Below are 23,055 nucleotides of genomic sequence, written 5' to 3' on the forward strand. Positions count from 1 at the left end.
GAGAACCTCGCTTCAAAGGCTGTTCTTTTCGCTGGTGAAATGGTCCCGGATCCACGTGGAGAAGCCCGGGATCTGGAACCGCGAGAGCAGCGGCAAGAACGCGCGCTCCACGCGGTCCTCCCGCGTGACGAGATGAAATGGGCGCACGCCGACGTCGTTCGACGCGAGCACGAAGGGCATGATCTCCGTCTGCCCCTCCTCGAACGCGTCGAAGAGCAAGGACGCCTTGAGGTACGCCGCCGAGACCTCCAGGAACGCGGGCCGCACGCCGCGCAGATAACGGCTGAACGGCTCGGCGATGACGCGCTTCTGCGCCGAATCCGCGAGCCCCGCCGCCGCGAGCTGCCGGCGCAGGAACTCGCTCGCGCTCTCGCCCGGCGCCTCCTTCGCCCTCCGCTCGCGCTCGTAGCCCTCGGCGACCACGACGAGCGCGTAATCGGCCCGCGACAGGGCCTCGGCCGTCTCGCGCAGCACGGCCTCCGGGAACTGGAAGAAGGGCAGCACGATGAGGTGCGCGCGCGCCGCGACCCCGCAATGCAGCGCGTGCCGGCCGCTGCGGTTGCCCATCATCTCGAGCAGGTAGATCCGCTTGTGCGTGTAGGCGTCCTCGTAGAGCCCACGCGCGATCGTCGCGCCCGCCTCGACGCCCGAGAGGAAGCCGATCGCGCGATCCCCGGCGAGATCGTTGTCGATCGAGACGTTCACGAAGCCCGCGGGCAGGCGCGGGCTCATCTCGGGGAGCAGCGCGCGCAGGCCCTCGAACGTGCCATTGCCGCCGACGCCGACGACGTGCGAAAACCCCTGGACGCGCAGCGTCTCGGCGGCCGCGCGGCGCTTGTCCTCGTCGTGGAAGCCGAGGTAACGCTCGCTGCGGAAGTCGCTGCCGGCGTCGAGCACGCGGCGGCCCATGCTGCGCGCGGGGATGCCCTTGGCGAGCAGGGCGTAGCGTTCACGACGGCTCACGATGAGGCGCTCGAAGCGCGGATCCCCCGTCGCATCGGGCGTGAGCGAGCGGAAGCCCTCGGTCGCGGCCCAGACCTCGTAGCCGCGGCGTGACGCCTCCTCGGTGAGCGCGACCGCGACCGACGCGTAGCCCGGCGCGTTGCCCCCGTCGAAGACGAGCAGCAGGCGCCGCTCGGACGGCGGCATCGCGGCGGGGGTCCCGAACTCCACGAGGTTCGTCATGCCCGAGGCGCGTACCACGAAGGGGGGGCGCGTTGGAAGATCGACCCAGGCCGGAGCACGCCGATCGCTGCGCGCGGGGCGCGATCCGTGTTAGGGTGCATGCCGTGTTCAGGAACTTCGAACAGGTCACCTCGCGGGATCTCTCCGGCATGTCGGCAGCCGAGTTCGATGGGCTGCACTTCGGCGCGATACGGCTCGATCGCCACGGCACGGTGAAGGCATACAACGACTGGGAGGCGGCGCTCGCGCGGCGCGACAAGGGCACCGTCCTCGGCAAAAACTTCTTCACGGACGTCGCGCCCTGCACCGACGTGGCCGCGTTCCGGGGCCGCCTCGATCGGCTGGCGCTGAGCGGGGACAAGTCCTACGTCTTCGATTTCGATTTCGAGTTCCCCTGGGGCAAACGCAAGGTCCGCATCCGATTCCTCGTCGAATCGGACGACGAGCGCTGGGTGTTCGTCACGGACGTGACGTGAGTCCCCCTTCGTCACCGATGTGAGCCGAGCATCTAGGCTCGGGCGCGAGGGTCGGATATCCTGCCCGTGGAGGTGACGACCTTGAACCGACGAATCTTCTTCTTGCCGCTTTTTGCCCTCGCCCTCGGCCTCGCCGGGTGCAGCGACGACGTGGGCTCCGAGGAGGACGCGCGCCGCGCCTACGTCGGCCTCGACAGGTCGATCGACAAGGCCATGCAGCTCGGCTTCCAGGGCTTCAACGCCGCGTCGAACGCGAACATCGACCCACAAATGACCAATGGTGACAGGGCGGGCACCCTCACCGTCAGCGGCAAGGTGGATCAGGGAGACTCCCCCAACAAAACGATGACACTGAACGAGGTGATGAAGGATTACTCCGACGACGGAGAAATCACCTACAACACCTCGGGCACGGCCCCGGTCATCGACCTGAAGCTCAACAACATCCCGAACGGCACCATCACGGGAAGGCTCGACGGCGCGTTCACGATGTCGGGAGAGCTCGAGGGCAACGTGACCTTGAACCTCACGATCGACGGCGAACTCCAGCCCACGATGGCCGATCCGATGAAGGTCGAGCGCAAGCCGGGGACGACGAAGATCTCCGGGACGGCGACGAGTGATTACGGCACGTACGACGTCGACCTGACCCGCTGACGATTTTCCTTCCCCCGCCGGCCCTCCGAGGCGCATCGTTCGATTCGTGTATTCGCCTCGTTCGTTCGTCCTGCCCCTCGTCGCCGCGCTCGCCTCGGCCTGCGGCGCCTCCGCGCCGCCGCCCCCCGAACCCGCGCCGATCTCCGTGGAGGTCGCGGGGGAGCCCCCGCCGCCGCCCGCGCCCGCGGAGGTCGCCGCGGAGGAGCCGCCCGCGCCCGAGCCCGCGCCCGCGCCGGAATCACCTCCCGCGACGCCTTCGCCGTGGCTCGCAGGGCCGACGAACCCGGGCCCGGGCGCGTTCGTGCTCGACGGCGGCCGGCTCGTCGTCAAGGAGCCCATCGAGTTCGAGCTCGCCAAGGAGACCCTCGCGCCTTCGAGCGGCCCGGCCGTCGATTACGTGACCGCGTTTCTCCAGGCCAAACCCGACATCACGCTCCTGCGCGTCGAGGGGCACTCCGACAACCGGGGGAGCGGGGCGGCGAACCTCGCGCTCTCGGGCCAGCGCGCGTTCTCCTTCGCGCGGGCCCTCGTCGCGCGTGGCGTCGATTGCAGGCGCCTCTTGCCCGTGGGGTTCGGCGAGACGAAGCCCGTCGCCGACAACCGGACCGAGGAGGGGCGCAAGCAAAACCGCCGCATGGAGTTCGTCGTCGCCGCGCTCCGGGGCCGGCCCGTCGGGGGCATGCCGGTCGACGGCGGGGGCCGTATCGCGGGGGATCCCTGCCGGTAGAGGACAACGGGCCTCACCTGCTGGCAAAAGGGTGATGCCTCGCCCCCTCGGTCCGGGGCCCGTCGCGTCATGGAATCGTGGGGTTGGGAGCTCCGCGTTCCGGGCATAAGGCTTGCTCGGGCCCGGCGCCATGAACGAGACGATTCAAAAATACATCGACCTGGCCGTGCAGCTCGGCATGAGCGTGGGGCTCAAGATCCTCGGGGCGCTCGTCCTCTGGATCATCGGCCGGATCGTGATCCGCGCCGTGCTCGGGATCCTCGACCGGAGCCTGCGGACGCGGAAGATCGACGACACCGTCAGCAAGTATCTCGGCTCGGTGGCCGGCGTCCTCCTGAACATCCTGCTCCTCCTCTCGGTGCTGAGCGTCTTCGGCATCGAGACGACGACGTTCGCCGGCCTGCTCGCCGCGGCGGGCGTGGCGATCGGCGTCGCCTGGTCGGGCCTGCTCTCGAACCTCGCCTCGGGCGTCTTCATGATCGTGCTGCGGCCCTTCAAGGTCGGCGATTACGTGATCGCGGGCGGCATCGAGGGCACGGTGCAGGCCATCGGCCTCTTCGTCACGGCCATCGACACGCCCGACAACGTCCGGACCTTCGTGGGCAACGGCAAGATCTTCAGCGACACGATCAAGAACTTCTCGGAGAACCCCTACCGCCGCGTGGAGCTCGTCGCGCAGCTCTCGGGCCAGGCCGACGTGCACAAGGTGATCGCGGTGCTGAAGGAGAAGCTCAAGGCGATCCCGAACGTCGCGAAGACCCCGGCGCCGGACGTCGAGGTGCTGACCTTCACCCTCGCCGGCCCCGTGCTCGCCGTGCGGCCTTATTGCCACACCGAGCATTACTGGGCGGTGTATTTCGCGACGAACCAGGTGATCAACGACGAGATCGGCAAGCTCGGCTTCCCCGCCCCGGCGAACCCGGTGCTCATCACCGAGCAGAAGCGCGCCGCCGCTTAATCCCCGCTCCCCCGCCCCTGCCCGAGCCGCGCCCGCGACAACAAGAACCTGACGTTCGGCCCGTCCGTTCGACCGGGCGGCAGGTTCTGCCGGTCGTAGATCACGAGCGGCACCTCCATCTCCATCACGACGTCCGCGCCAAACGATCGGCGGAGCTCGCTGCACGTCCCCGCATACGCCTCGTCCGGCGCTTTTCCGGACCAGCAGGGCAGCCCCTCGTACAGGTAGAGGCACGCGGGAGGGTCGCGCAGGAGATCGTCGATCGAGCGCTCGACCTTCACCTCGGGGCTCAGCCCCGGGGCAAACGCGGGGACGACACGATAACGATCCTTTTCGTGATCCCGCCCGCCCGCGCGCGCGCCCATGCGGGCGAAGCGGAGCTCTTTGGCCTGCGCGTCCGCGCCGACGTACTCGACCACGGTGCAGCCCTCGGGGACGATCTCGCGGGCCTTCTGCACGAACGCGTGCTCCCGCATCTCGGTGTACCCGACGTCCTCGATCCAGCCGCGATGCATCCACGGCGCCACGAGCAGCGCGCCGCAAGCGACGAAGACCCCGGCGCGGCGCCGCTCCCAGAGCCACGGCACCACGATCGCGCCGAGCAGCAGGAAGGGGACGACGAGGTGGAGGTGATACCGCGGGCGCATCGTCTCCTCCATGACGAAGGCGTGCGCGACCGTGAAGATCACGATCCAGCCGACGAGGAACGAGACGAGCCTGCGCTCGCCCGCGCGATATCCGAGGATCGCGCCCGCGACGGCGAGCACCACGAGGACGGGCGGCGTGATGGAGGGATCCGTGAGCACGAAGAGGTTCGGCACCAGGAACGCGCGACCGGTATCGAAGAGCCAGCGCGGCGAGAAGAGGGCCGTCTGCACGGCCGCCTCGTTCGTCGAGACGAAGACCGGAAACACGAGCAGGCCCATTCCACCAACGACGACGAGGCCAACCACGCGACGAACACGCGGCGCCGTCTCCGGGTGCAGCGAGGCGACGGCGGCCATGTAGACGACGATGAACAGGATGTTGAGCGGCCGGAGCAGGTAGCCCGTGTAAAGCGCGGCCGGCAAGCAGGCGATCGCGACGAGGCGGAAGACACGCGAGGGATCACGCAGCCACGCGTGGATGAGCGCGAACGAGAGCGAGGTGATGACGAGCGAGGGGATGAACGCGTCCTCGCAGCGCGAGAAGCGGATGTGTTGCGGCAAGAGCGCGACGGCGAAGGCGGCGAAGAGGCCGGCGCGAGGATCCCGCAGGAGGTAGGTCGCGTGCCCGAAGAGCACGAGCGGCATCGCGGCGGCATAACCGAAGTTCGTCCACGTGATGACGTCGGTCAGGTAAAACGGGCCGCCGGCGCGCGCGGCGATCACCTCGAGCACGGGGCCGTCGGCGACAGCGCGTACGTTCGGCCAGAGGCGCGTCCAGGGCCAGGCGCCGAGGAACGAGACGGGCGAGAGCAGGAGGCGGCTGGCCACGCCGGCGAGGACGATCGCGGCGAGGGCGCCGCGGATCCAGGCAGGCTCGCCGCGCGTCAGCCGCGCCGCGAGGACGGTGGCGAGCACGACGAACGCGAGGAGCGTGACGATGCCGTCGAGATCGCCCCACTGCCCCGAGGCGAAGGCCGCGGCGCGTGGCGTGCTGGCCGGGACGCCGGGCACGATCGAAGGAGGCTTCGGGCGCGGCGGCTCGATCCACAGGCCGCCGTGATCGTTTCGCGCGAGGGCCTCGGCGAGCGTCGTGATCGCCTTCTCGGCCGCGGGATCACCAGAGCGCTCCTGCAGGACGACGAAGCTCGACGATCGCGGCGCGTCGGGGCGCGCGGCGTCGTCTTCCGGGTGGACGAGGGAGAACTTCACCTCGCGGCCCTTCGGCTCGCGCAGGCCGACGAGGATCCGCTGGGGCTCGATGGAGACGTTCCAGAGGGAAAAACCCGCGGCGACCTCCTTGCCGAGGGTGAAGGGCGCGAAGAGCGCGAGCACGTCCTTCTCGCGCCCGCCGGGCAGTTTGTACGGATGCGCGGAGGCGCGCTCTGGCCACAAGACGAGCGCGAGGACGAACAGGAGGAAGGACAACGCTCGGCGGAGCTTCACGAGGCGAGCGTACTCGATCCCGGCTCCGCCGCGGCCTCACCACGCATACGCTTCGGGCGCCGCGCCGCCGGGGCCGGGGAAGATCTCGTCGAGCCGCTTCAAGGTCGCCTCGTCGAGCGTGAGGTCGAGCGCGGCGGCCGTGCCGTCGAGCTGCTCGATCGTACGAGGCCCGATGATCGGCGCCGTCACGGCGGGCTGCGCGAGCAACCAGGCGAGCCCGACGTCGGCGGCGGACTTGCCGAGCTCCTCGGCCAGCGCCTCGAAGCGCTGGAGTTTGTCCCGGTATTTGGCGAGGTTCTTCTGCGCGAATTCGGTGGCGAGGCGGCCTTCTTTTTCTTTCTTGAGGGCGCCGCCGAGGATGCCGCCCTTGAGCGGGCTCCACGGGATGAGGCCGAGCCCGTAGTGCTGGCAGGCGGGGATCACCTCGAGCTCGATCGTGCGGTCGATCAGGTTGTAGAGGCTCTGCTCGGAGACGAGGCCGAGGAAGTGGCGCGACCTGGCCGCCTCGTTCGCCTGGGCGATGTGCCAGCCCGCGAAGTTCGACGAGCCCACGTAGATCACCTTGCCCTGCTGGACGAGGACCTCCATCGCTTGCCAGATCTCGTCCCAGGGCGCGTCACGATCGACGTGGTGCATCTGGAAGAGGTCGATGTGATCGGTCTGCATCCGCCGGAGCGACGCCTCGCACGCCTGCCGGATGTGCAGCGCCGAGAGGCGCGACGTATTCGGCCAGTCGCCCATGCCGCCGTAGACCTTCGTCGCGATCACGGTCCTGTCGCGGCGCCCGCCTCCCTGGGCGAAAAAGCGGCCGAGGATCTGCTCCGTCCAGCCCTCGCCTTTTTTCCAGCCGTACACGTTGGCCGTGTCGAAGAAGTTGATCCCGAGCTCGTGGGCGCGATCCATGATGCGGAACGAGTCCTCTTCGCTCGTATGAGGGCCGAAGTTCATCGTGCCGAGACAGAGTCGGCTGACCTTGAGGGCCGTGCGGCCGAGTCGCGCGTATTGCATGGCGCGGCAAGATACCGCCCGCGCGAGGGGCTGTCACGCAGGGCCTTCAGAAGAGCGAGAGCTGGCGCCGCGCGCCCGTGATGTCGTCGAAATCGCGGCCGCCCGAGAGGCGCAGCACCGCGTCGGCGATCGGCTTGATCTGATGCTCGACGTAATGCTCGTGGTCCAGCGGGGACGAACGCGCCGAGATGGGCTCGGGGCCGTTTTTCGTGACCACGTACACGACCACGCGGCCCGCGTCCGCGCCGAGCCTACGCGCGGCCTTGACGTGCGGCGGCGTGGTCTTCGTGTACGCGTCGAGCGGCTTGCGTAACGCCTTGCGGTAAACGAGCTCGGCGTCGAAGCGGCCCGCCCGTAGCTCCTCGACGAACGCGAGGACAAACGGCTCGACCGGGCGATCGTGAAAGACACGGTCGAGGAGCTCGCGCTGGAACCTCCGCGCGATGGCGCTCGTGTCGCGCCGGACGGCCTCGAGGCCCACGATCTCGACCTCGCCGTCGCCGCTCGGGTGGTACACGAGCCCCGCGTATCGTTTCTTGCTGCCCTCGGCGCGGCCGCGCATCTCGGGCAGGAAGAACCGCGTGTACATCTTGGCGAACGCGAGATCGAGGAAGCTCTCGACGGAGAAGGTGGCCGCGATGGCGCGATCGACCTCCCCGGCGATGTGCTCGCGGAGCACGAGCGCGTAGGCCGCGGCTTTTTCGGGATCCGGCTCGCCCGCGTCGACGAAGAGCGAGTCGGTGTCGCCGTAGAGCACACGATGTCCGGGGAGCGAGGCGGCGGCGCGGGCCGCGACGCGGATGACCCATTGCCCCGCGAGCGGGATCGCGCTCGCAACGGGCGGGGAGAAGAGGCGCGAGGCCGGGGAGCCGAGGACGCCGTAGAGCGAGTTCATGAGGATCTTGATCGCCTGCGCGCGCCGCTCGTCCCCCTCGCGCCGGGCCTGCGTCCGCTGCTCGCCGAGCCGCGCGACGAGATCGGGCAAGACGCCCCGCTCGTCCCTGCGGAACGTGGCGCCGCCGGGGACGTGGAGGACACTCGGGTCGTCGGTTTTTCCCTCGCCGGCGAAGGTCAAGGGGTCGATGTTGAAGGTGCGGATGAGGCTCGGGTAGAGGGACTTGAAATCGACGACGATGACGTTCCGAAAAAACCCGGGTTTTCCTTCGAGGACGAGGCCGCCGGCGAGCGGGGCCCCGTCGCCATCGTCATCGCGGGCGACCGAAGGCGCGACACGGCCGCGGCTCCGGAGCTCGCCGAGGTAGAGCGAGTCGACGGCGGCGATCTGCGAGCCGACCCTATCGGGCGGCATGCCCGTGAGCAGGCTGCGCTCGACGGCGAGCTCGACGAGGCCGAGCTTCTGCACGATCTCCAGGACGAGCCGGGCGTCTTCGAGGTTGTACGCGGCGAGGGAGGCGGGGGCGTCGCGGAAGGCGGACTCGATGGAGTGGCCACGATCGTCCGGGCCAAACAGCTTTCCGCGGCCGAGGATCGTGCGGGCCGCGGTCTCGAGGCGATAGTCGTCGAGCCGCACGAACGCGCCACGCACGAGCGCGAGCCCGTCGAGCACGGCGCGGCCAGGGACGAACGCGCGCGCCTCGCGGGTGAAGCCAGGATCCCGGCGGATCGTGGGGTTGCCCGCGGCGCGGCCGAGCGAGCACGAGAGGCGCGCGCGGCGGGCGAACGCGACGAGCTGGGGGAGGTCGAAATCTGGCAGGCTCCAGCCGGTGAGGACGTCGGGATCGGCCCTCTGCACGTGCTCGAAGAAGGCGGCGAGGAGGGAGCGTTCGTCGGAAAAAACCTCGACGTGAGGCGGGAGTTCCTCCGCGGGGCCACCTCGTATCAAGAAGACACGCTCGCCGCCCTTGCCGGCGGAGGCGATGGAGAAGAGGCGCGCGCCGTCGAGGCTCGTCTCGATGTCGAACGAGAGGAGCGAGAGGCGCGGCACGAACGAGGCCGGCGAGAGGCGCGGATTCCGGTAGACGCGACCGACGCCGCGGCGGCGCTCGAAGGGGCCCTCGACCGAGAAGGAGCCGCGGACGCCGTGATCGATGAGGAAACGTTGCACGAAACGTACGTCCGACTCGAGCGGGATCACGCCACTCGCGACGAGGGATGAGCGCGACGCGGCGAGGCGCTCGGGGTTCGGGGCCTCGATGCGCAAGACGGGCTCTCCCGCGAACGAGACGAGGGACGTCTCCGAGAGGCGCTCGCCCACGACGCGGCGCGCCACGGCTTCATCACGCGCGCGGACGAACAGGTACGGCCGATCCTGATCGTGCACGAGCAGCGCGGGCTCGCCGCACGCGAGGACCGCGTACAGGTGCACCTCGGTCCGATCCTCGTGGATCCGGTAGGTCGGGGTCAGGATGAATCCGCGCTCGGCGTTCACACGTGTCGTCCCGGAGCGTCTACCTCTCGAACGGTTCGACGCTCTAGACCACGGCGAGGCATTGGTTGCAAGCAGCAGGCCGTGCCGCACTGCGACATGGCTTTTCAGGGCCGAGGTTCCCGGACGAACCACCTGGACGGAGCGTCGAAACCAGGCTCGATGGTTGAATTCGCGTGCCCGCCTGTGGACAGGCGTGTATCGTCGTGACCGTACTTTCACCTGGAGCTCGGACGATGGGCGATCATCGCATGAACCGGAGGCAATTCATCGAGATGGGGGCGTCGAGCGTCGCTCTGGCCTCGGCGAGCGGGTTTTTGCTCGGCTGCGCGGGGCAGGCGCTGGAGAAGCCCACCACGGCCGCGGTCGTCCCCTCGGCGGACGCGCCGCGGGTCTCGTATTTCAGCCGGTTCGGCGTGGACGAGGGGATGATCCGGGACGCGCTCGGGGTGGCGCTCTCGCGCGGCGCCGATCACGCGGACCTCTTCTTCCAGCACCGCGTGCTCAATGCATTGCAGCTCGAGGACGGCGAGGTGAATCGCGCGTATACCCGCGTGGAGCTCGGCGTGGGCGTGCGCGTGGTGCGCGGGGATCAGACGGGTTACGCGTACACGGAGGAGCTCACGCGTGAGTCGATCAAGCGCGCGGCGCAGACGGCGGCGGCGGTCGCGGACGGGCCCGCGCGGCCCGTGCCGACGGCGCTCGCGGTCGGGGCGGCGCTGCCGCAGAGGTACGCGATCGACGTGCCCTGGGACGGCGTCAAACCCGAGCAGAAGCTGCCGATCCTCGACGGCGTGAACGCGGCGATCTTCAAGATGGATGGCCGCATCAAGAAGGTGAACGTCTCGTTCATGGACGAGGCGGGCGTGATCCTCATCGCCGACAGCCAGGGCCGGCTCGTCGAGGATTTCCAGCCGATGACGTCCCTCTACGTCTCGTGTGTCGCCGAGCAGGGCGGCCGCAAGGAGACGAACGGCTACAACGTGGCGGGCCGGCGGGGGATCGATTTTTATTCGCCGGAGACCATCGGCCGCGTGGTGCGCGAGGCGGTCTCGCGGACGACCGTGCTCTTCGACGCGGTGCCGGCGCCCGCGGGCGAGATGCCCGTGGTGCTCGCGGCCGGCTCGTCGGGCATCCTGCTCCACGAGGCGATCGGCCACGGCATGGAGGCCGATTTCAATCGCAAGGGGACGTCGATCTACGCGGACAAGATCGGCAAGCCCATCGCGCAGCCCTTCGTGAACATCGTCGACGACGCGGCGCAGCCCTTCGCGCGCGGGGCGATCAACGTCGACGACGAGGGCAACCCGGCGGGCACGACGACGCTCGTCGACAGGGGCGTGCTCGCGACGTACATGCACGACTCGATCTCGGCGAAGCACTACGGCCTGAAGCCGACGGGCAATGGCCGGCGGCAGAGCTACCAGCACCCGCCGATGCCCCGCATGCGGGCGACGTACATGTTGCCCGGGCCGCACGAGCACGACGAGATCGTGGCCTCGGTCAAGCGGGGCATCTACTGCCAGAGCTTCTCGAACGGCCAGGTCAACATCGGCGCCGGGGATTTCACGTTTTTCGTGAAGAACGGTTTCCTCATCGAGGACGGCAAGCTCGGCCGGCCGATCAAGGACGTGAACATCATCGGCAACGGCCCCCGGGTGCTCGAGCGGATCGACATGGTGGGCAAGGACCTCGTCATCGACGAGGGCGGCTGGACCTGCGGCAAGGACGTGCAGAGCGTGCCCGTCTCGCAGGGCATTCCGACGGTGCGCGTCTCGTCGATCACGGTGGGGGGTCAGGGGGGAAGCCCCGCGGCGAAGGCGAAGGCGAAGGGCTGAGGGCGTCATGACGAACGGAGCCATGCTGGAGATCGCCAGGAACACCGTTTCTCTGGCCAAACAGAAGGGCGCGGCCGAGGTCGGGGCGGTCGCGAAGGTCAAGCGCGAGGTCGACGTCACGTGGCGCGACGGCAAGCTCGAGAAGATCACGGAGGCCACGAGCCGCGCGCTCGAGGTCCGGCTCTTCGTCGACGGGAGGTTCTCCGTCTGCCAGACGAGTGATCTGCGCCCCGAGGGGATCACGTCGTTCCTCGACAACGCCATCGGGCTCACGCGCACGCTGGCGAAGGACCCGCACCGGACCCTGCCGGATCCCGCGCTCTACACGAGCGCGACGCCGGAGGGCCTGTCGATCGCCGATCCGCGCATCGAGAGCGTCACCGCGCTCGATCTGCGCCGCATGGCGCAGACCATGGAGGAGGCCGCGCGCTCCGTGAAGGGGAGCGAGGTGATCCTGAGCGTCAGCTCGAACGGCAGCCACGCGTGGACCGAGACGACGCAGGTGCATTCGAATGGGCTCGAAGGCAGCTTCGTGTCCACGGCGTTTTCGATGTACACCGACGTGAGCATCAAGGACGACGACGGGCGCCGCCCGGAGGAGGGCGATTATGCGTGGGTCCGGATGTACGCGGACCTGCCCGACCCGGCCACCCTGGGGCGCCGCGCGACCGAGCGCGCGCTCGCGCGGCGGGGCGCGAAGAAGATCCCGTCGGCCGTGATGCCGGTGCTGCTCGACAACCGCGCCGCGGGCCGCTTCATGAGCTACGTGCTCCGCCCGCTCGGCGGGTCGGCGCTGCAGCAGAAGCGCTCGTACCTCGAAGGGCTCGTGGGCAAGCCGTTCGGCAGCGACAAACTGGATTTCGCGGACGATCCGCTCCTGCCGAAGGGGCTCGGTACGCGGCCCTTCGACAACGAGGGCCTGGCCGCGCGGCGGCTGCCCATCTTCGAGAAGGGCGTGCTCCGGAACCATTACATCGACACGTATTACGGCAAGAAGCTCGGCATGGCGCCGACGACGGGCAGCTCGTCGAACATCGCCTGGAAGCTCGGCGCAAAGACGCAGGCCGCGCTGCTCGTCGACGTGAAGGAGGGCATCTTCGTCACCTCGTTCCTCGGCGGAAACTCGAACGACACGACGGGCGATTTCTCGCTGGGCGTGCAGGGCTTCGCCATCCGCGGGGGCAAGCTCGCCGAGCCGATCGCCGAGATGAACGTGTCCGGCCGCCACCAAGACGTGTGGAAGCGCCTCGTGGCGGTCGGCAACGATCCCTTCGTCCATTCCCCGAGCCGCACGCCGACGCTCGCCTTCGACGGCATGCAGGTCGCGGGGACCTGAGCGCTCTTCAGTTGTTCGGCGCCCCGGCGCAGATCCAGTTTGCCACCGTGCTGATCTGCGCCGAAGGCAACAACCCGAGCTTGGGCATCTTCGTGCCCGAGCAGATGTCGACGTTCATCATCTTGTCAATCAGGTAGCTCTGCGCGGGATCGCCGGGCAGGACGCGCTTGCGGCCGTCGTTGCATTGCGACGCGGGCACATCGACGAGCGCGGCGTACGCGTTGCCGGCGCTCAGATCGAGGTCCTCCTGCGCGTTTGCCCCCTTGTGGCAACCGGCGGACGCGCAGCTCGTGGTGAAGATCGGCTGCACATCGGCGGCGAACGAGACGCTGCCGCTGGCGCAGGTGCAGGCCCCGCCCGCGCACGTTTGCCCGGCCGCGCACGTGTTCCCACAAGCGCCGCAGTTCGCCGGGTCCGTCTGTGTATCGACGCAGCCTCCCCCGCACGCTTCGAGCATCCCGCACGTGGCGGCGCACGCGCCCGCATTGCAGACCTCGCCGGTGCCGCAGACATTGCCGCAGGCCCCGCAGTTCGAGACATCCGCGGCGAGGTCGACGCAACTCGCGCCGCCGCACGTCTCGCAGGTCGGCGCGTCGCTCCCAGCGTCGGTCCCGCCGCCCGCCCCGCCCGTCCCGCCGCCGCCGCCGCCGCCCTCCGGGAGCCCTGCGATCCAGGACTCGATGCATGCGATTTCTTCGGCCGAGAGGCCGCCCGTGAGCGGCATCCGGACACCGCAGCTCGGCGTGGCCTGCTTGACCTTCTCGACCAGGAACGATCCTACGGGATCCCCCGGCGCCACGAGGACCTTGTTTTCGCACGTCGCCGACGGCGCCCCGACGAGCCTTTTTTCGAGCCCCGGCGACGCGAGGTCGAGGAACACCGCGGGCTCGACGGACGCGTGACACCCCGCCTGGGAGCAAGCACGCGCGAAGACCGTCTCCTGAATGGATGCGAGGTCCGGCGTGCACGTGTCTCCGGGTATAGGCTGCGCGTCGGTCCCGGAGCAAGCCGAGGCGAGCGAGAATGCGGACACGGAGAGCGAACCAACGAGCGACCAGGGAATGGCCCGACGTGAAATCGCGAAAGTCATGTACGGACTTTATATACGATACGTTTGTCCTGAGTAAATGCAAATTCGGTGTGGGATTGTGAAATGATGCGGAGGCGGGGGAATGGAAGAGACCACGCGGGGATCCGGGCCTGCCGGATCCCCGCTCGATCAGGGGATCACTGGCAGGTCTTGTTCTTGCCCTTGCCGCTGCAGACGCCCGAGCAGCAGGTCGAGCCATCCGAGCAGCTCGCACCGGCCGCGCTGCAGGTGGGCCCGCCGCCGCCGCCGCTGCTGCCGCTGAGGAGCGCGTCGAGCGAGTTCTTCGCGCGCACGAGGCCATAACCGAAGTTCACGTCGCGGCCCGCCGCGCCGAGATCCTCCGCCGTCGAGGTGAGCGCATTCCGGACGTCGCTGTTCGTCGCCTCGGGCTTCTGGCTCCAGATGAGCGCCGCGACCGCCGAGACGTGCGGCGTCGCCATCGACGTGCCGTCCCAAGCCTCGTAGCCGGTGCCCGGGATCGTCTGGATCGTATTCAGCGTGGCGCTCGTGCCGAGCGAGCCCGCGACGAGGACCTGGCCGTCCTCCATGCTGATGCCGATGGCCGGGATCGCGCTCGTGCCGTTGAGCGTGCCCGCGAAGCCGCCGGAGACGTTGTTGTAAATGATCGCGCCCGCGGCGCCGCCAGCCTGCGCGTTGTTGACCTTGTCGGCGAAGCTGACCACGCCGCGCTGGCACAGTACGATCTTGCCCGCCCACGAGCCGACCGAGTCGCACAGGCCGCCGTCGACGAGCGCGCCGGAGACGGACTTCGCCGCCGCGCCGTCGATGATCGAACCCGCGTACGCGCTCGAGCCCACCGTGAGGCTCGGCGTCGACCACGGCACCGTGGAGAGGACCTGCACGCCCGGCGCCGCGATCTCGACGTCGGCGTTGTATTGCGAGAAGTCCGCCTTGGCCTTCGCCGAATCGACCGCCGCCACCGACATGACGGAGGCATAACCGGCCGGATACGAGGTCCTGTTGTTGCCGCCGTTGCCCGCGGCCGCGATGTTGAGCACGCCCGCGGCGTTGGCGCTGTCGAACGCGTTCTTCTCCGTCGTGCTGGAGAAGCTGCCGCCGAGGCTCATGCTCACGACCCTGGCGCCCGCGCTGCGGCACTCGTTCAGCGCCCCGACGAGATCGGAGGAGTACGACCAGGCGCAGTCGGCGCCGTCGAAGACCTTCACGATGTGCAAAGAGACATTGTCCGGCGCGACGCCGACGACGCCCAGCGAGTTGTTCACGGCGGCGATCGTGCCGGCGACGTGCGTGCCGTGGCCGCAGCTATCCGTGTTCCACGACGTGCCGCTCTCGCCCGTGACCGAAAGGCCCTGGAGATCGGCGTGGCCAGCATAAAAGCCCGAGTCGATGATGCAGACCTTCGTGCTGCCGCCCGCGTTCGAGAAGGCGGGATCGGTCGCCTGCACCATCGAAATGCCGTACGGCATCGTCTGGCCGTAGAGCTCGCGGCGCTGATCGACCTCGATGTACTCGACGTTCGGATTGTTCGCCATGGCCTGCACGGCCGAGTCCGGCAGATACACCGCCGTCGCCGCCTGCTCCGGCAGCTCCCGCGCGACCTTGCCGCTCGCCGCCGAGATGGCCTGGCCGCGCTTCGAATAGTCCTTGAACTTGATGATGTAACGGCCCTCCGCCGAGATGGCGGCCGGCGCCGAACCCACGTCCTCCACCCCCTCGTCCGCGCCGACGGCGCAAGCAGCGAGGCCCAGCGAAGCAAAAACGAGCGCGAGCGAATAACGAATCGTGTGCGTCATGTCGGTTCCTTCCGGGAGATGAAGCGCATCGACGTCGCCCATCACAAAAAGCGATGAACGACACGGCGAGCGACATCGAAGAGCGCCGCCCGCGCGGACGTCCGTGCACCGCGCGGTGCGAATCGCACCTCGACACTCTGTATTGACGCGTCACGCCGTGGTTGGGTCCACGCGCGAGGGCTCACCAAGGTGGGCTGTGACGCAGATCCGACGAAGACCCCTTCGGGAACCGGAGCCGCCCGCGTGAACATGAACTCTATTCTGCTTCGGGCAGCATTGCAAGAGGTACCATTTCGAAATTTTGGTATGCGCGCACCTGGTCCGCGCATTGACCAGTTCTCGTGCGCATGCACGCCCGGTCATTCCTGTGACCAGCAATCGTCTGCCACGAGGGTGCGCGGGAGGAGGCGGGAGGAGGAGCGGGGCTCCGAGCGTGTCGGAGCCCCCATGGATTGGGGATCAGAGGGTCACTTGCAAACCCACTTGCCCTTCACCTTGCCGCAGCTTCCCGAGCAACAATCCGAGCCTGCCGAGCAGCTCGCGCCGGCCGCGCCGCAGGTGGGCCCGCCGCCGAGCAAGAAATCGAGCGCGGCCCTCGCTCGAACGAGGCCGAAGCCGTAGCTCGTGTCACGGCCGGCCGCGCCGAGGTCCTCGGCCGTCGAGGTGATCGCATTGCGGATGTCCTTGTTCGTCCACGCAGCGTCATGGCTCCAGAGGAGCGCCGCGACCGCCGCGACGTGCGGCGTCGCCATCGAGGTGCCATCCCACGCCTCGTAACCCGAGCCCGGCTTCGCCAGGATGGTATTCAGCGTGGCGCTCTTTCCGATCGAGCCCGGGAGCAGGGCCTGGCCGTCCTCCATGCTGATTCCAATGGCCGGGATCGAGCTCGTGCCGTTGAGCGTGCCCGCGAAGCCGCCGGAGACGTTGTTGTGAATGACCGCGCCCGCGCCGCCGCCTTCCGTCACGTTGTCGACCTTGTCGGCGAAGCTGATCACGCCGCGCTGGCAGAGCACGAGCTTGCCTGCCCACGCGCCGACCGAGTCGCACAACCCGCCGTCGACGAGCGCGCCCGTGACCGATGCCTCCGCCGCGCCCTCGATGAGCGTGCCCATGTACGTATCCGATCCGACCGTGACCGTCGACGAGCTCCACGGCACGGTGGAGAGGACGTTCACGCCCGGCGCGCTGATCTCGACGTCGGCATTGGATTGCGAGAATGCCGCCTTGACCTTGTTCGCGTCGATGGCCGCCACGGACATCACGGAGGCATAACCGGCCGGATACGAGGTCTGCTTGTTGCCGCCGTTGCCCGCGGCGGCGACGCTGAGGACACCGTCCGCGTCGGCCTCGTCGAACGCGGCCTGCTCGGTCTTGCTGGAGAAGCTGCCGCCGAGGCTCATGTTGACGACCCGAGCGCCCGCCTCCCGGCATTCGTTCAGCGCGGCGACGAGGTCGGAGGCGTACGTCCAGGAGCAACCGTCGCCGAAGACCTTCACGATGTGCAACGAGACGTTGTTCGGCGCGACGCCGACGACGCCCAGCTCGTTGTTCACCGCGGCGATCGTGCCGGCGACGTGCGTGCCGTGGCCGCAGCCATCCGTGCTCCACGAGGTGCCCGGCTCGCCCGTGACGGGGAGGCCCTGCAGATCCTCGTGGCCGGTATGAAACCCCGAGTCGATGATGCAGACCTTGATCCTATCGGACACGAGCGAGGCGAAGGCGTCATCGTCCGCCTGCACCATGGCAATGCCATAAGGCGTGACCTCGGCCTGGAGCTCGCGGCGCGGATCGACCTCGACGTATTCGACGTGCGGGTTCTTCGAAAGGGCCTCGGCCGCCACGTCCGGGAGGTACACGGCGCTCGCCGCATGCGCGGGCAGCTCCCGCGCGACCTTGCCGCCTGCGCCCGCGATCACCTGACCACGCCTGGACCAATCCTTGAATTTGACGATGTACCGGCCGTCCTCGGAGATGGCCGCCGGCGCCGCGCCCACGTCCTCCGCGTGTTCGTCCGCGCCGATGGCGCAAGCGACGAGGCCGAACGAAGCGAAGACGAGCGTGAGCGGACGACGAAGCTTTGACGTCATATCTGTTCCCCCCGAAAAGTGCGTCGAGTGCAGTCGCCGAACGTGACCCGACCCACGGCACATCGCAAGGCTATTTTCGCGCGGGCGCCTGCTCCGCTCGGTCGCGTGAGGCTGCAAATGCAATGGCCTCTTCGAGAGCGTCCGGGTCGACGGGCTTCGTCAGGTGCTCGTCGAACCCCGCCTCGATCGCCTTGCGTTTGTCCTCGAGCTGGCCATATCCGGTGAGCGCCACGAGGCCGATACGCGACGTCGACCCCTGCGCCCGGAGCCGCCTCGCCACCTCGTATCCGTCGATCTCCGGCAAACCCAGGTCCACGATCGCGACGTCGAGCGCCGCGCCGCCGGCGAGCTCGAGGCCGGCCCTTCCATCCGCGGCTTCGCGCACCTCGTGCCCCTGGAGCGACAGCGACGCGGCGAGCGTCCTCCGCAGGTCGTCGTTGTCGTCGATCAGCAGAATGCGCCTCGGCGTGATGACCTTGGGAGCTCGGGTCGAAACGACCGCCGTCGCGGGCGCCGGCACGGAGGGGAAACGCACGGTGAACACGGCGCCCCGATCGTCTCCGGGGCTCGCGGCGGCGACGCTGCCGCCCTGGAGCTCCGCGAGCTTCTTCACCAATGCGAGGCCGATCCCCATGCCCCCCGATTTCCGCGCGAGCCCCTGCGCCCCTTGCACGAAGAGATCAAAGACGTGCTCCCTCATCTCCGCCGGGAGCCCCGGCCCCTGATCCGCCACCTCGAGCCGCGCTCCCGCATCGTCGCCGTCGACCCGCACCTTCACTTCGGAGCCCTTCGGGCTGAACTTGAGCGCGTTGTCGAGCAGATTGGAGAGGATCTGCTCGACGCGGGATCGGTCGGCGCGGATCCACACGGGCTCGGCGTGCAGCGTGACGTGGTGGTGCTCGAATCGCCCCGACGAGCGCCACGTCTGCACGACCGAAGACGCCGCGTCGGCGAGGTTCATGAGCTCCGGCTGCAGGTGGGCCTTGCCCATGACGATACGGCTGACGTCGAGCAAATCCTCGACGAGCCGGGCCGTGTGTTTGGTCTGGCGCTTGATCACCTCGCGCGCGTGCTTCGACGCCGGGTGCTGCGGATCCACCATATCGAGGAGCTGGCTGGCCGACGTGAGCGCGGCGAGCGGGTTCCGGAGCTCGTGGCTCATCATGGCGATGAACTCGTCTTTCGCGCGGTCGCCCTCCTGGAGCGCTCGTTTCTCGCGCTCGAGCAAGGCCTGGCGCTCGCGCACGGCGACCGCCGCTTCGTTCAGCGCCAGCGCGACGGTCCGCACCTCGGCGACGCGCTCGAGGCCCCGCGGATCGAGCGCCGTGCCCGTCGCGATGCCCGGCGCCGCCCTGGCGAGCGCGACGATCGGCCGGGAGACCCTCCGGCCGAGCCACAACGCGAGGAGGAACGCGAGCGCGAGGGACCCCAGAATGCCACCGCCCATCGCCCAGCCCGTGCTCCTCGCGTCCCCCAGCACCTCCTCGGCTGGAATGCCGAGCCCGATGCTCCATTTCGTGAAGCCCGACGTGATGTGCGCCGTATAGGAGTCGCGCCCCTCCGTCGTCGGGCCGCGATACCACCCTTCGGGCGCGCGCTGCACCGCCGCCCAGAACGCGGGGCCCACCTTCTCCCTCTCGAGCGCTGGGACACGCGCGATGAACGTCCCGTGAGAATCGACGAGCCCGCTCACCCAGCCCGGATCGATTCGCTGCTTTTCGATCGGCGTCAGGAAAAACTCGGGCTTGATGAACGCGAGCAACACGTACCGGACCTGCTCACCGTACATCACAGGCACGCCGACGTAGACCCCTCGCTTCTGCAGGGATGGACTCTCGACCATCGAGCCGATCGCAGGCGCGCGTGTGCCCGCCGCCCGCGTCGCGACCTCGGTATCCACGACATACCGCTGCTTCTTCAATGCAGACGGAGCCACCGCGTTGTCGACCAGCGCTCCGTCGGGGAGCACGAGGACGACGTTCATCCAGGCCGGCTGGGACCCGAGGACACGGACGGCCTCCTCGTGATACGCTTCGAGGTCCCCCTCCTCCAGCGCCTTCAGGGAGCCGAGCGCGTGGAGCGCCGTGATCTGCCCTTGCACCTGCGCGTCGACGGCGCTCATCGTCGAGCGCAGCCGCTCGATCGATCCTTGCGCGAACGTCTGTTGCTCGTGCTCGACGAGCCGCGCCGTCAGGTAGCCGGAGAATCCCGCGACCGGCAAGATGACGCCAAACGCGAGAAGCAGCAGGTGCGAGCGAATGCGCATGCGAGGGGCACGCTGGATGCCGTGGTTCCGGACCGGTGTCAAGCGCGCGGGTCCGCCGAGAAATCGGCGAAAGTAAGGAGATACGGCGGCGGACGATCAGGGCGTCCAGGTGACGGCGATGTCCCTGCGTTGCTCGGCGCTCGTGACGATAGAACCCCCGGGCGTCGTCGAGAAGAGCACGCCTTGCGTGGCGCTCGTTCGGGACACCGTCACCTGGAGGGCGCAAGGAGCGAGGGGCGGGCCGGCGGGCGGCGGCCGAAGCTCGGCCTGGGTGAACACGAGCGCGCCCGTGTCCTCGTCGAGCGAGCGCGTCACCGTGTCGAGACAATCGCCCTGGACCACGATCGAGACCGAGGCCCCCTCGGGATCGGGATCCCAGCCGAGCGTGAGCGGCAGATCCTGCGTGAGCCCCTCGGCCGTGAGGGTGAAAGGAGGCGGGACCTCGACGACGACGCCGCGCACGTCGCGATCGTTTGGCCTCTCGAGGTCGAGGAGGAAATCGCCCGAGAGCGCGTCGAGCTGCGCCGAATACGTCGGCGCGCCATTACGCTCTCCCTCGCTCATCGGCCGCCGCGCCCCGTCCACCGTGACGAGGAGCGCGTCGCCGCCCGTGAGCACGACGGAGCCGATGGGGCTCTCGACCCGCACGTCGATCGCGGCCGCGACGCCGTCGTCGAGCGCCCGCACGTCGAGCCGCATGTCCCGCGTCGAGACCCACTCCGATTCCCGCACGGGGTCGAGACCGCAGCCGACGAGCAGGAGCGAGGCCAGCGGCACGGCGAAACCAACGACGTCGCTTCGCGCCCGTCTCATCGAATCACCAATCCCGCCGTCGGGCCGAGCCAGTACGTGCGGTACAATCGCTCGGGATCCCCCTGCGTCACGTCGTCCATCCGCCCCCGGAGGCCGAGATACCACCATTTGTGGCCGCCCGTGACCTCGAGATCGTAGGAGCGCACCCAGCCCTCGTCCGACGTGATGGGCGTGAAACGGAACGACGCGAAGAACCGCATCGACCTCTTCGGCTTGAGCGTGAGGCGCGCCATCAAGAGCGGATACCCCGTGCCCGCGCGGCCGAGCCACGCGGGGCGCTCGAGCCCGAAGCCTCCGCCGATGCCGAGGATCACCGAGCCGTCCACGCTGCCCCTCCAGCGCGCGGGCGCGAACGCGACGGCGCCCTCGGCCCCCACGTCGAACGCGCCCTCGGGCGTGCCGACGACGCCGACGTGCGCGAGGACGTCGTACCCCAGCCATTTCCACGGAAACTCCGAGAGGCCGGCCCGCGCCCAGAACCCGTAGCCGTTGTAAGGCGCGAGCGTGCCCGCCCCGAGCCGCCGATCTCCATGCAAATAAGCGCCGTGCGCCTCCAGGCGCCAGAGCGCGACGTGTGACGGATCCCCCGCCCGCGCGGGCCCCGCGCCCGTGAGAAGCCCCGCGATCGCGAGCGCGCCCACCGCCCCACCGATGTTTCGTCGTCGGTCCTGCACGCGTCATCGCCCCTTCGACGAGGGACGATACCACTTTCGGGCGAGGCGGGCTCGCAAAGCCGCGCCTTGGGCCTTGCAAGCGCGCGCGTCCCGGGTGACACAGGACGAGCCATGTGCCGCGTCCTCGCCTACCTCGGCGAGCCGATCCCGCTCGAGGATCTGCTCTACAAACCCGACGTCTCGTTCGTGAACCAGACCCACCAGGCCGCGTTCTACACGCGGCTGAACCTCGCGGGCTCCGGCCTGCTCGCGTGGGACGCTCGCTCCGAGCGCCCGGATGTGCCCTTCGTCTACCGCAGCACGCAGCTCGCCATCTACGATCGGAACCTGCGCGCGCTCGGGGCGAAGGTGCGCGCGACGGCCCTGCTCGCGCACCTGCGCGGCGTGCCTTACGACACGCGGGCCGTCATCCACGAGCAGAACCTGCACCCGTTCCAGTTCGAGGGCGCCCGGCTCGCCCTCGCCCACAATGGGCAGCTCGCGCGGTTCGACGAGATGAAGTTCGCGCTCCTGCCGAAGATCCGGCCCGAGCTCGCGCGGGCCATCCACGGCACCACCGACAGCGAGTGGTTCTACGCGCTCCTGCTCTCGCAGCTCCCCGATCCTTGCGCGGACCTCGGCGCCCTCGACATCGCCCGCGGGGTCACCTCCGCGCTGCGTATCGTCGCGGGGATCCGGCGTGAGCTCGGGATCCGCACGTTCTCCCCGATGAACCTCTTCCTCTCCGACGGCAACGACCTCGTCGCGGTCTGTTATAGCTACGGCCTCGGCAATCACGAAGGGCTCGGCGACGATTACCATCCGCCGGAGGAGCGGCTCCTCCGGATATGGTACACGATCGGAAAATCGTACGGCCATTACGACGGCGAATGGCGCATGCTCGCGGCGGACGAGGACGCGAGCTCGTGTATCGTCGCCTCCGAGCCGCTCACGCGCGACCATTCGACGTGGCACTCCGTGCCGCTCCAGCACCTCGTGTACGTGAAGCGCTCCGGCGATCGCCCCTCGGTCGAGGTCGTGCCCCTCGACGTCGAGTGACGTCGCGTGACGTCGAATGACGTCGCGTGAAAGCTCCGCGCTTCAGATGATGTGATGGTGCAGCGCCCGCGCCTCGGCGATGTCCCAGGCCAGATCCTCGGCGGTGATGGCCTGGGCCGGCAGCTTCCCGATCTGCGAGACGAGCCACCGGGCGGCCTCCCCGATCTCGCCGAAGTGCTTCTCCGGGTACCTCCGGGGCTTGAGCAGGCTCGTCGCCCTGGCCGTGCCGCGCAGGAGGGTCGAGCGCATGCCTTCACCTTCGACGACGACCGCGCTCGCCAGCACGTAGGGGGCAAAGAAGTCGTCGAGCTTGCGCATCTCGGCGTCGACGGTGTCGGGCACCGCGAGCCGATGCGGCACGAGCACGCTCATCGAGCCGAACGACCTCGCGTCGTGGTCGGACTCCTCGATCAGCCATCGCTGCACGGCGATCACGCGCCGGATGCGATCGAGGCTGATCCTGCCCCACACGGTCACGAACACGTGGCCCCGGGTGCCGACCAGATACTCTTCGTCTGCGTCGAGGACCTGGAGCATCGAGTTCCTTTATCCATCCATGTCGTCGCCAGTCAAGGGCGGGGCCCCCTGGATCTTCCAAGAAAATTGCCGATGTAGGCCTTCGCAGCGAGGCCGCCCCTTCGCCGCCCTTGG

The 23,055-nt window shown here is 68.9% G+C and carries 18 protein-coding genes; 7 read left to right on the forward strand and 11 right to left on the reverse strand.

The annotated features are described in order from the left end of the window. Positions 1–12: 12 nt before the first annotated feature. Positions 13–1,185 carry a 6-phosphofructokinase gene (locus GF068_RS05570; protein WP_153818189.1) on the reverse strand — a complete coding sequence of 391 codons (1,173 nt, stop codon included), beginning with the start codon at positions 1,183–1,185 and terminating at the stop codon, positions 13–15. 104 nt (positions 1,186–1,289) lie between these two features. Here GF068_RS05570 and GF068_RS05575 point away from each other — a divergent pair, with 104 nt between their 5' ends. From GF068_RS05575 to GF068_RS05590, 4 genes are all read left to right on the forward strand, one after another. Further along, positions 1,290–1,661 carry a PAS domain-containing protein gene (locus GF068_RS05575; RefSeq protein ID WP_275939080.1) on the forward strand — a complete coding sequence of 124 codons (372 nt, stop codon included), beginning with the start codon at positions 1,290–1,292 and terminating at the stop codon, positions 1,659–1,661. Between the two features lie 81 nt (positions 1,662–1,742). Further along, positions 1,743–2,318, forward strand: coding sequence for a hypothetical protein (locus tag GF068_RS05580; protein ID WP_153818190.1), 576 nt, complete (start codon positions 1,743–1,745; stop codon positions 2,316–2,318). Between the two features lie 46 nt (positions 2,319–2,364). Next, positions 2,365–3,045, forward strand: coding sequence for an OmpA family protein (locus tag GF068_RS05585; protein WP_153818191.1), 681 nt, complete (start codon positions 2,365–2,367; stop codon positions 3,043–3,045). Between the two features lie 130 nt (positions 3,046–3,175). Continuing rightward, positions 3,176–4,003 carry a mechanosensitive ion channel family protein gene (locus GF068_RS05590; RefSeq protein ID WP_153818192.1) on the forward strand — a complete coding sequence of 276 codons (828 nt, stop codon included), beginning with the start codon at positions 3,176–3,178 and terminating at the stop codon, positions 4,001–4,003. Here the strand turns inward: GF068_RS05590 and GF068_RS05595 are convergent. The 3 genes from GF068_RS05595 to GF068_RS05605 are packed head-to-tail and all read right to left on the reverse strand — an operon-like array spanning position 4,000 to position 9,490. After that, positions 4,000–6,093, reverse strand: a complete 2,094-nt coding sequence (locus GF068_RS05595) for a hypothetical protein (RefSeq protein WP_153818193.1) — start codon at positions 6,091–6,093, stop codon at positions 4,000–4,002. The genes GF068_RS05590 and GF068_RS05595 overlap by 4 nt on opposite strands. A 36-nt stretch (positions 6,094–6,129) precedes the next feature. Then, positions 6,130–7,101, reverse strand: coding sequence for an aldo/keto reductase (locus GF068_RS05600; RefSeq protein ID WP_153818194.1), 972 nt, complete (start codon positions 7,099–7,101; stop codon positions 6,130–6,132). Between the two features lie 46 nt (positions 7,102–7,147). Further along, entirely contained in the window at positions 7,148–9,490 is a 2,343-nt protein-coding gene (locus tag GF068_RS05605) for a DNA polymerase II (protein ID WP_338046240.1), read from the reverse strand. A 233-nt stretch (positions 9,491–9,723) separates the two neighbouring features. Here GF068_RS05605 and GF068_RS05610 point away from each other — a divergent pair, with 233 nt between their 5' ends. Then, positions 9,724–11,325, forward strand: a complete 1,602-nt coding sequence (locus GF068_RS05610) for a TldD/PmbA family protein (RefSeq protein ID WP_240806606.1) — start codon at positions 9,724–9,726, stop codon at positions 11,323–11,325. Between the two features lie 7 nt (positions 11,326–11,332). Next, positions 11,333–12,661, forward strand: a complete 1,329-nt coding sequence (locus GF068_RS05615; RefSeq protein WP_240806607.1) for a TldD/PmbA family protein — start codon at positions 11,333–11,335, stop codon at positions 12,659–12,661. Between the two features lie 7 nt (positions 12,662–12,668). Here the strand turns inward: GF068_RS05615 and GF068_RS05620 are convergent, their stop codons facing one another. The 6 genes from GF068_RS05620 to GF068_RS05645 all read right to left on the reverse strand — a co-directional run bounded on the left by GF068_RS05620 (position 12,669) and on the right by GF068_RS05645 (position 21,333). Continuing rightward, the gene (locus GF068_RS05620; RefSeq protein ID WP_240806608.1) at positions 12,669–13,751 is read right to left on the reverse strand and encodes a hypothetical protein; all 1,083 of its coding nucleotides are present in this window, start codon (positions 13,749–13,751) and stop codon (positions 12,669–12,671) included. A gap of 137 nt (positions 13,752–13,888) precedes the next feature. After that, a complete protein-coding gene (locus tag GF068_RS05625; RefSeq protein WP_153818195.1) occupies positions 13,889–15,526 on the reverse strand; it encodes a S8 family serine peptidase in 1,638 nt (545 codons plus the stop codon). Positions 15,527–15,993: 467 nt separating this feature from the next. Continuing rightward, positions 15,994–17,613 (reverse strand): S8 family serine peptidase, encoded by a 1,620-nt coding sequence (locus GF068_RS05630; RefSeq protein ID WP_153818196.1) that lies wholly within the window; start codon positions 17,611–17,613, stop codon positions 15,994–15,996. 70 nt (positions 17,614–17,683) lie between these two features. After that, the gene (locus GF068_RS05635) at positions 17,684–19,879 is read right to left on the reverse strand and encodes a hybrid sensor histidine kinase/response regulator (protein ID WP_153818197.1); all 2,196 of its coding nucleotides are present in this window, start codon (positions 19,877–19,879) and stop codon (positions 17,684–17,686) included. Positions 19,880–19,975: 96 nt separating this feature from the next. Beyond that, a complete protein-coding gene (locus tag GF068_RS05640; RefSeq protein WP_153818198.1) occupies positions 19,976–20,692 on the reverse strand; it encodes a hypothetical protein in 717 nt (238 codons plus the stop codon). Continuing rightward, positions 20,689–21,333 (reverse strand): hypothetical protein, encoded by a 645-nt coding sequence (locus GF068_RS05645; RefSeq protein WP_170319315.1) that lies wholly within the window; start codon positions 21,331–21,333, stop codon positions 20,689–20,691. Before GF068_RS05645 ends, GF068_RS05640 begins: the two co-directional genes overlap by 4 nt. A gap of 144 nt (positions 21,334–21,477) precedes the next feature. On the opposite strand from GF068_RS05645, the gene GF068_RS05650 reads away from it, so the two are divergent. Next, positions 21,478–22,404, forward strand: a complete 927-nt coding sequence (locus GF068_RS05650; protein WP_153818200.1) for a class II glutamine amidotransferase — start codon at positions 21,478–21,480, stop codon at positions 22,402–22,404. A 42-nt stretch (positions 22,405–22,446) separates the two neighbouring features. Here GF068_RS05650 and GF068_RS05655 read toward each other — a convergent pair whose 3' ends face one another. Continuing rightward, positions 22,447–22,941, reverse strand: a complete 495-nt coding sequence (locus tag GF068_RS05655; protein WP_153818201.1) for a hypothetical protein — start codon at positions 22,939–22,941, stop codon at positions 22,447–22,449. Positions 22,942–23,055: the final 114 nt, after the last annotated feature.

The sequence above is a fragment of the Polyangium spumosum genome, assembly GCF_009649845.1.
Classification (GTDB): Bacteria; Myxococcota_A; Polyangia; order Polyangiales; family Polyangiaceae; genus Polyangium; species Polyangium spumosum.

What these genes read in the sequence shown, in the direction of transcription:
- GF068_RS05570 (WP_153818189.1), bottom strand. Translation starts at nt 1,185, where the DNA reads ATGACGAACCTCGTGGAGTTCGGGACCCCCGCCGCGATGCCGCCGTCC.
- GF068_RS05590 (WP_153818192.1), top strand. Translation starts at nt 3,176, where the DNA reads ATGAACGAGACGATTCAAAAATACATCGACCTGGCCGTGCAGCTCGGC.
- GF068_RS05600 (WP_153818194.1), bottom strand. Translation starts at nt 7,101, where the DNA reads ATGCAATACGCGCGACTCGGCCGCACGGCCCTCAAGGTCAGCCGACTC.
- GF068_RS05610 (WP_240806606.1), top strand. Translation starts at nt 9,724, where the DNA reads ATGGGCGATCATCGCATGAACCGGAGGCAATTCATCGAGATGGGGGCG.
- GF068_RS05615 (WP_240806607.1), top strand. Translation starts at nt 11,333, where the DNA reads ATGACGAACGGAGCCATGCTGGAGATCGCCAGGAACACCGTTTCTCTG.
- GF068_RS05620 (WP_240806608.1), bottom strand. Translation starts at nt 13,751, where the DNA reads ATGACTTTCGCGATTTCACGTCGGGCCATTCCCTGGTCGCTCGTTGGT.
- GF068_RS05625 (WP_153818195.1), bottom strand. Translation starts at nt 15,526, where the DNA reads ATGACGCACACGATTCGTTATTCGCTCGCGCTCGTTTTTGCTTCGCTG.
- GF068_RS05630 (WP_153818196.1), bottom strand. Translation starts at nt 17,613, where the DNA reads ATGACGTCAAAGCTTCGTCGTCCGCTCACGCTCGTCTTCGCTTCGTTC.
- GF068_RS05635 (WP_153818197.1), bottom strand. Translation starts at nt 19,879, where the DNA reads ATGCGCATTCGCTCGCACCTGCTGCTTCTCGCGTTTGGCGTCATCTTG.
- GF068_RS05640 (WP_153818198.1), bottom strand. Translation starts at nt 20,692, where the DNA reads ATGAGACGGGCGCGAAGCGACGTCGTTGGTTTCGCCGTGCCGCTGGCC.
- GF068_RS05650 (WP_153818200.1), top strand. Translation starts at nt 21,478, where the DNA reads ATGTGCCGCGTCCTCGCCTACCTCGGCGAGCCGATCCCGCTCGAGGAT.
- GF068_RS05655 (WP_153818201.1), bottom strand. Translation starts at nt 22,941, where the DNA reads ATGCTCCAGGTCCTCGACGCAGACGAAGAGTATCTGGTCGGCACCCGG.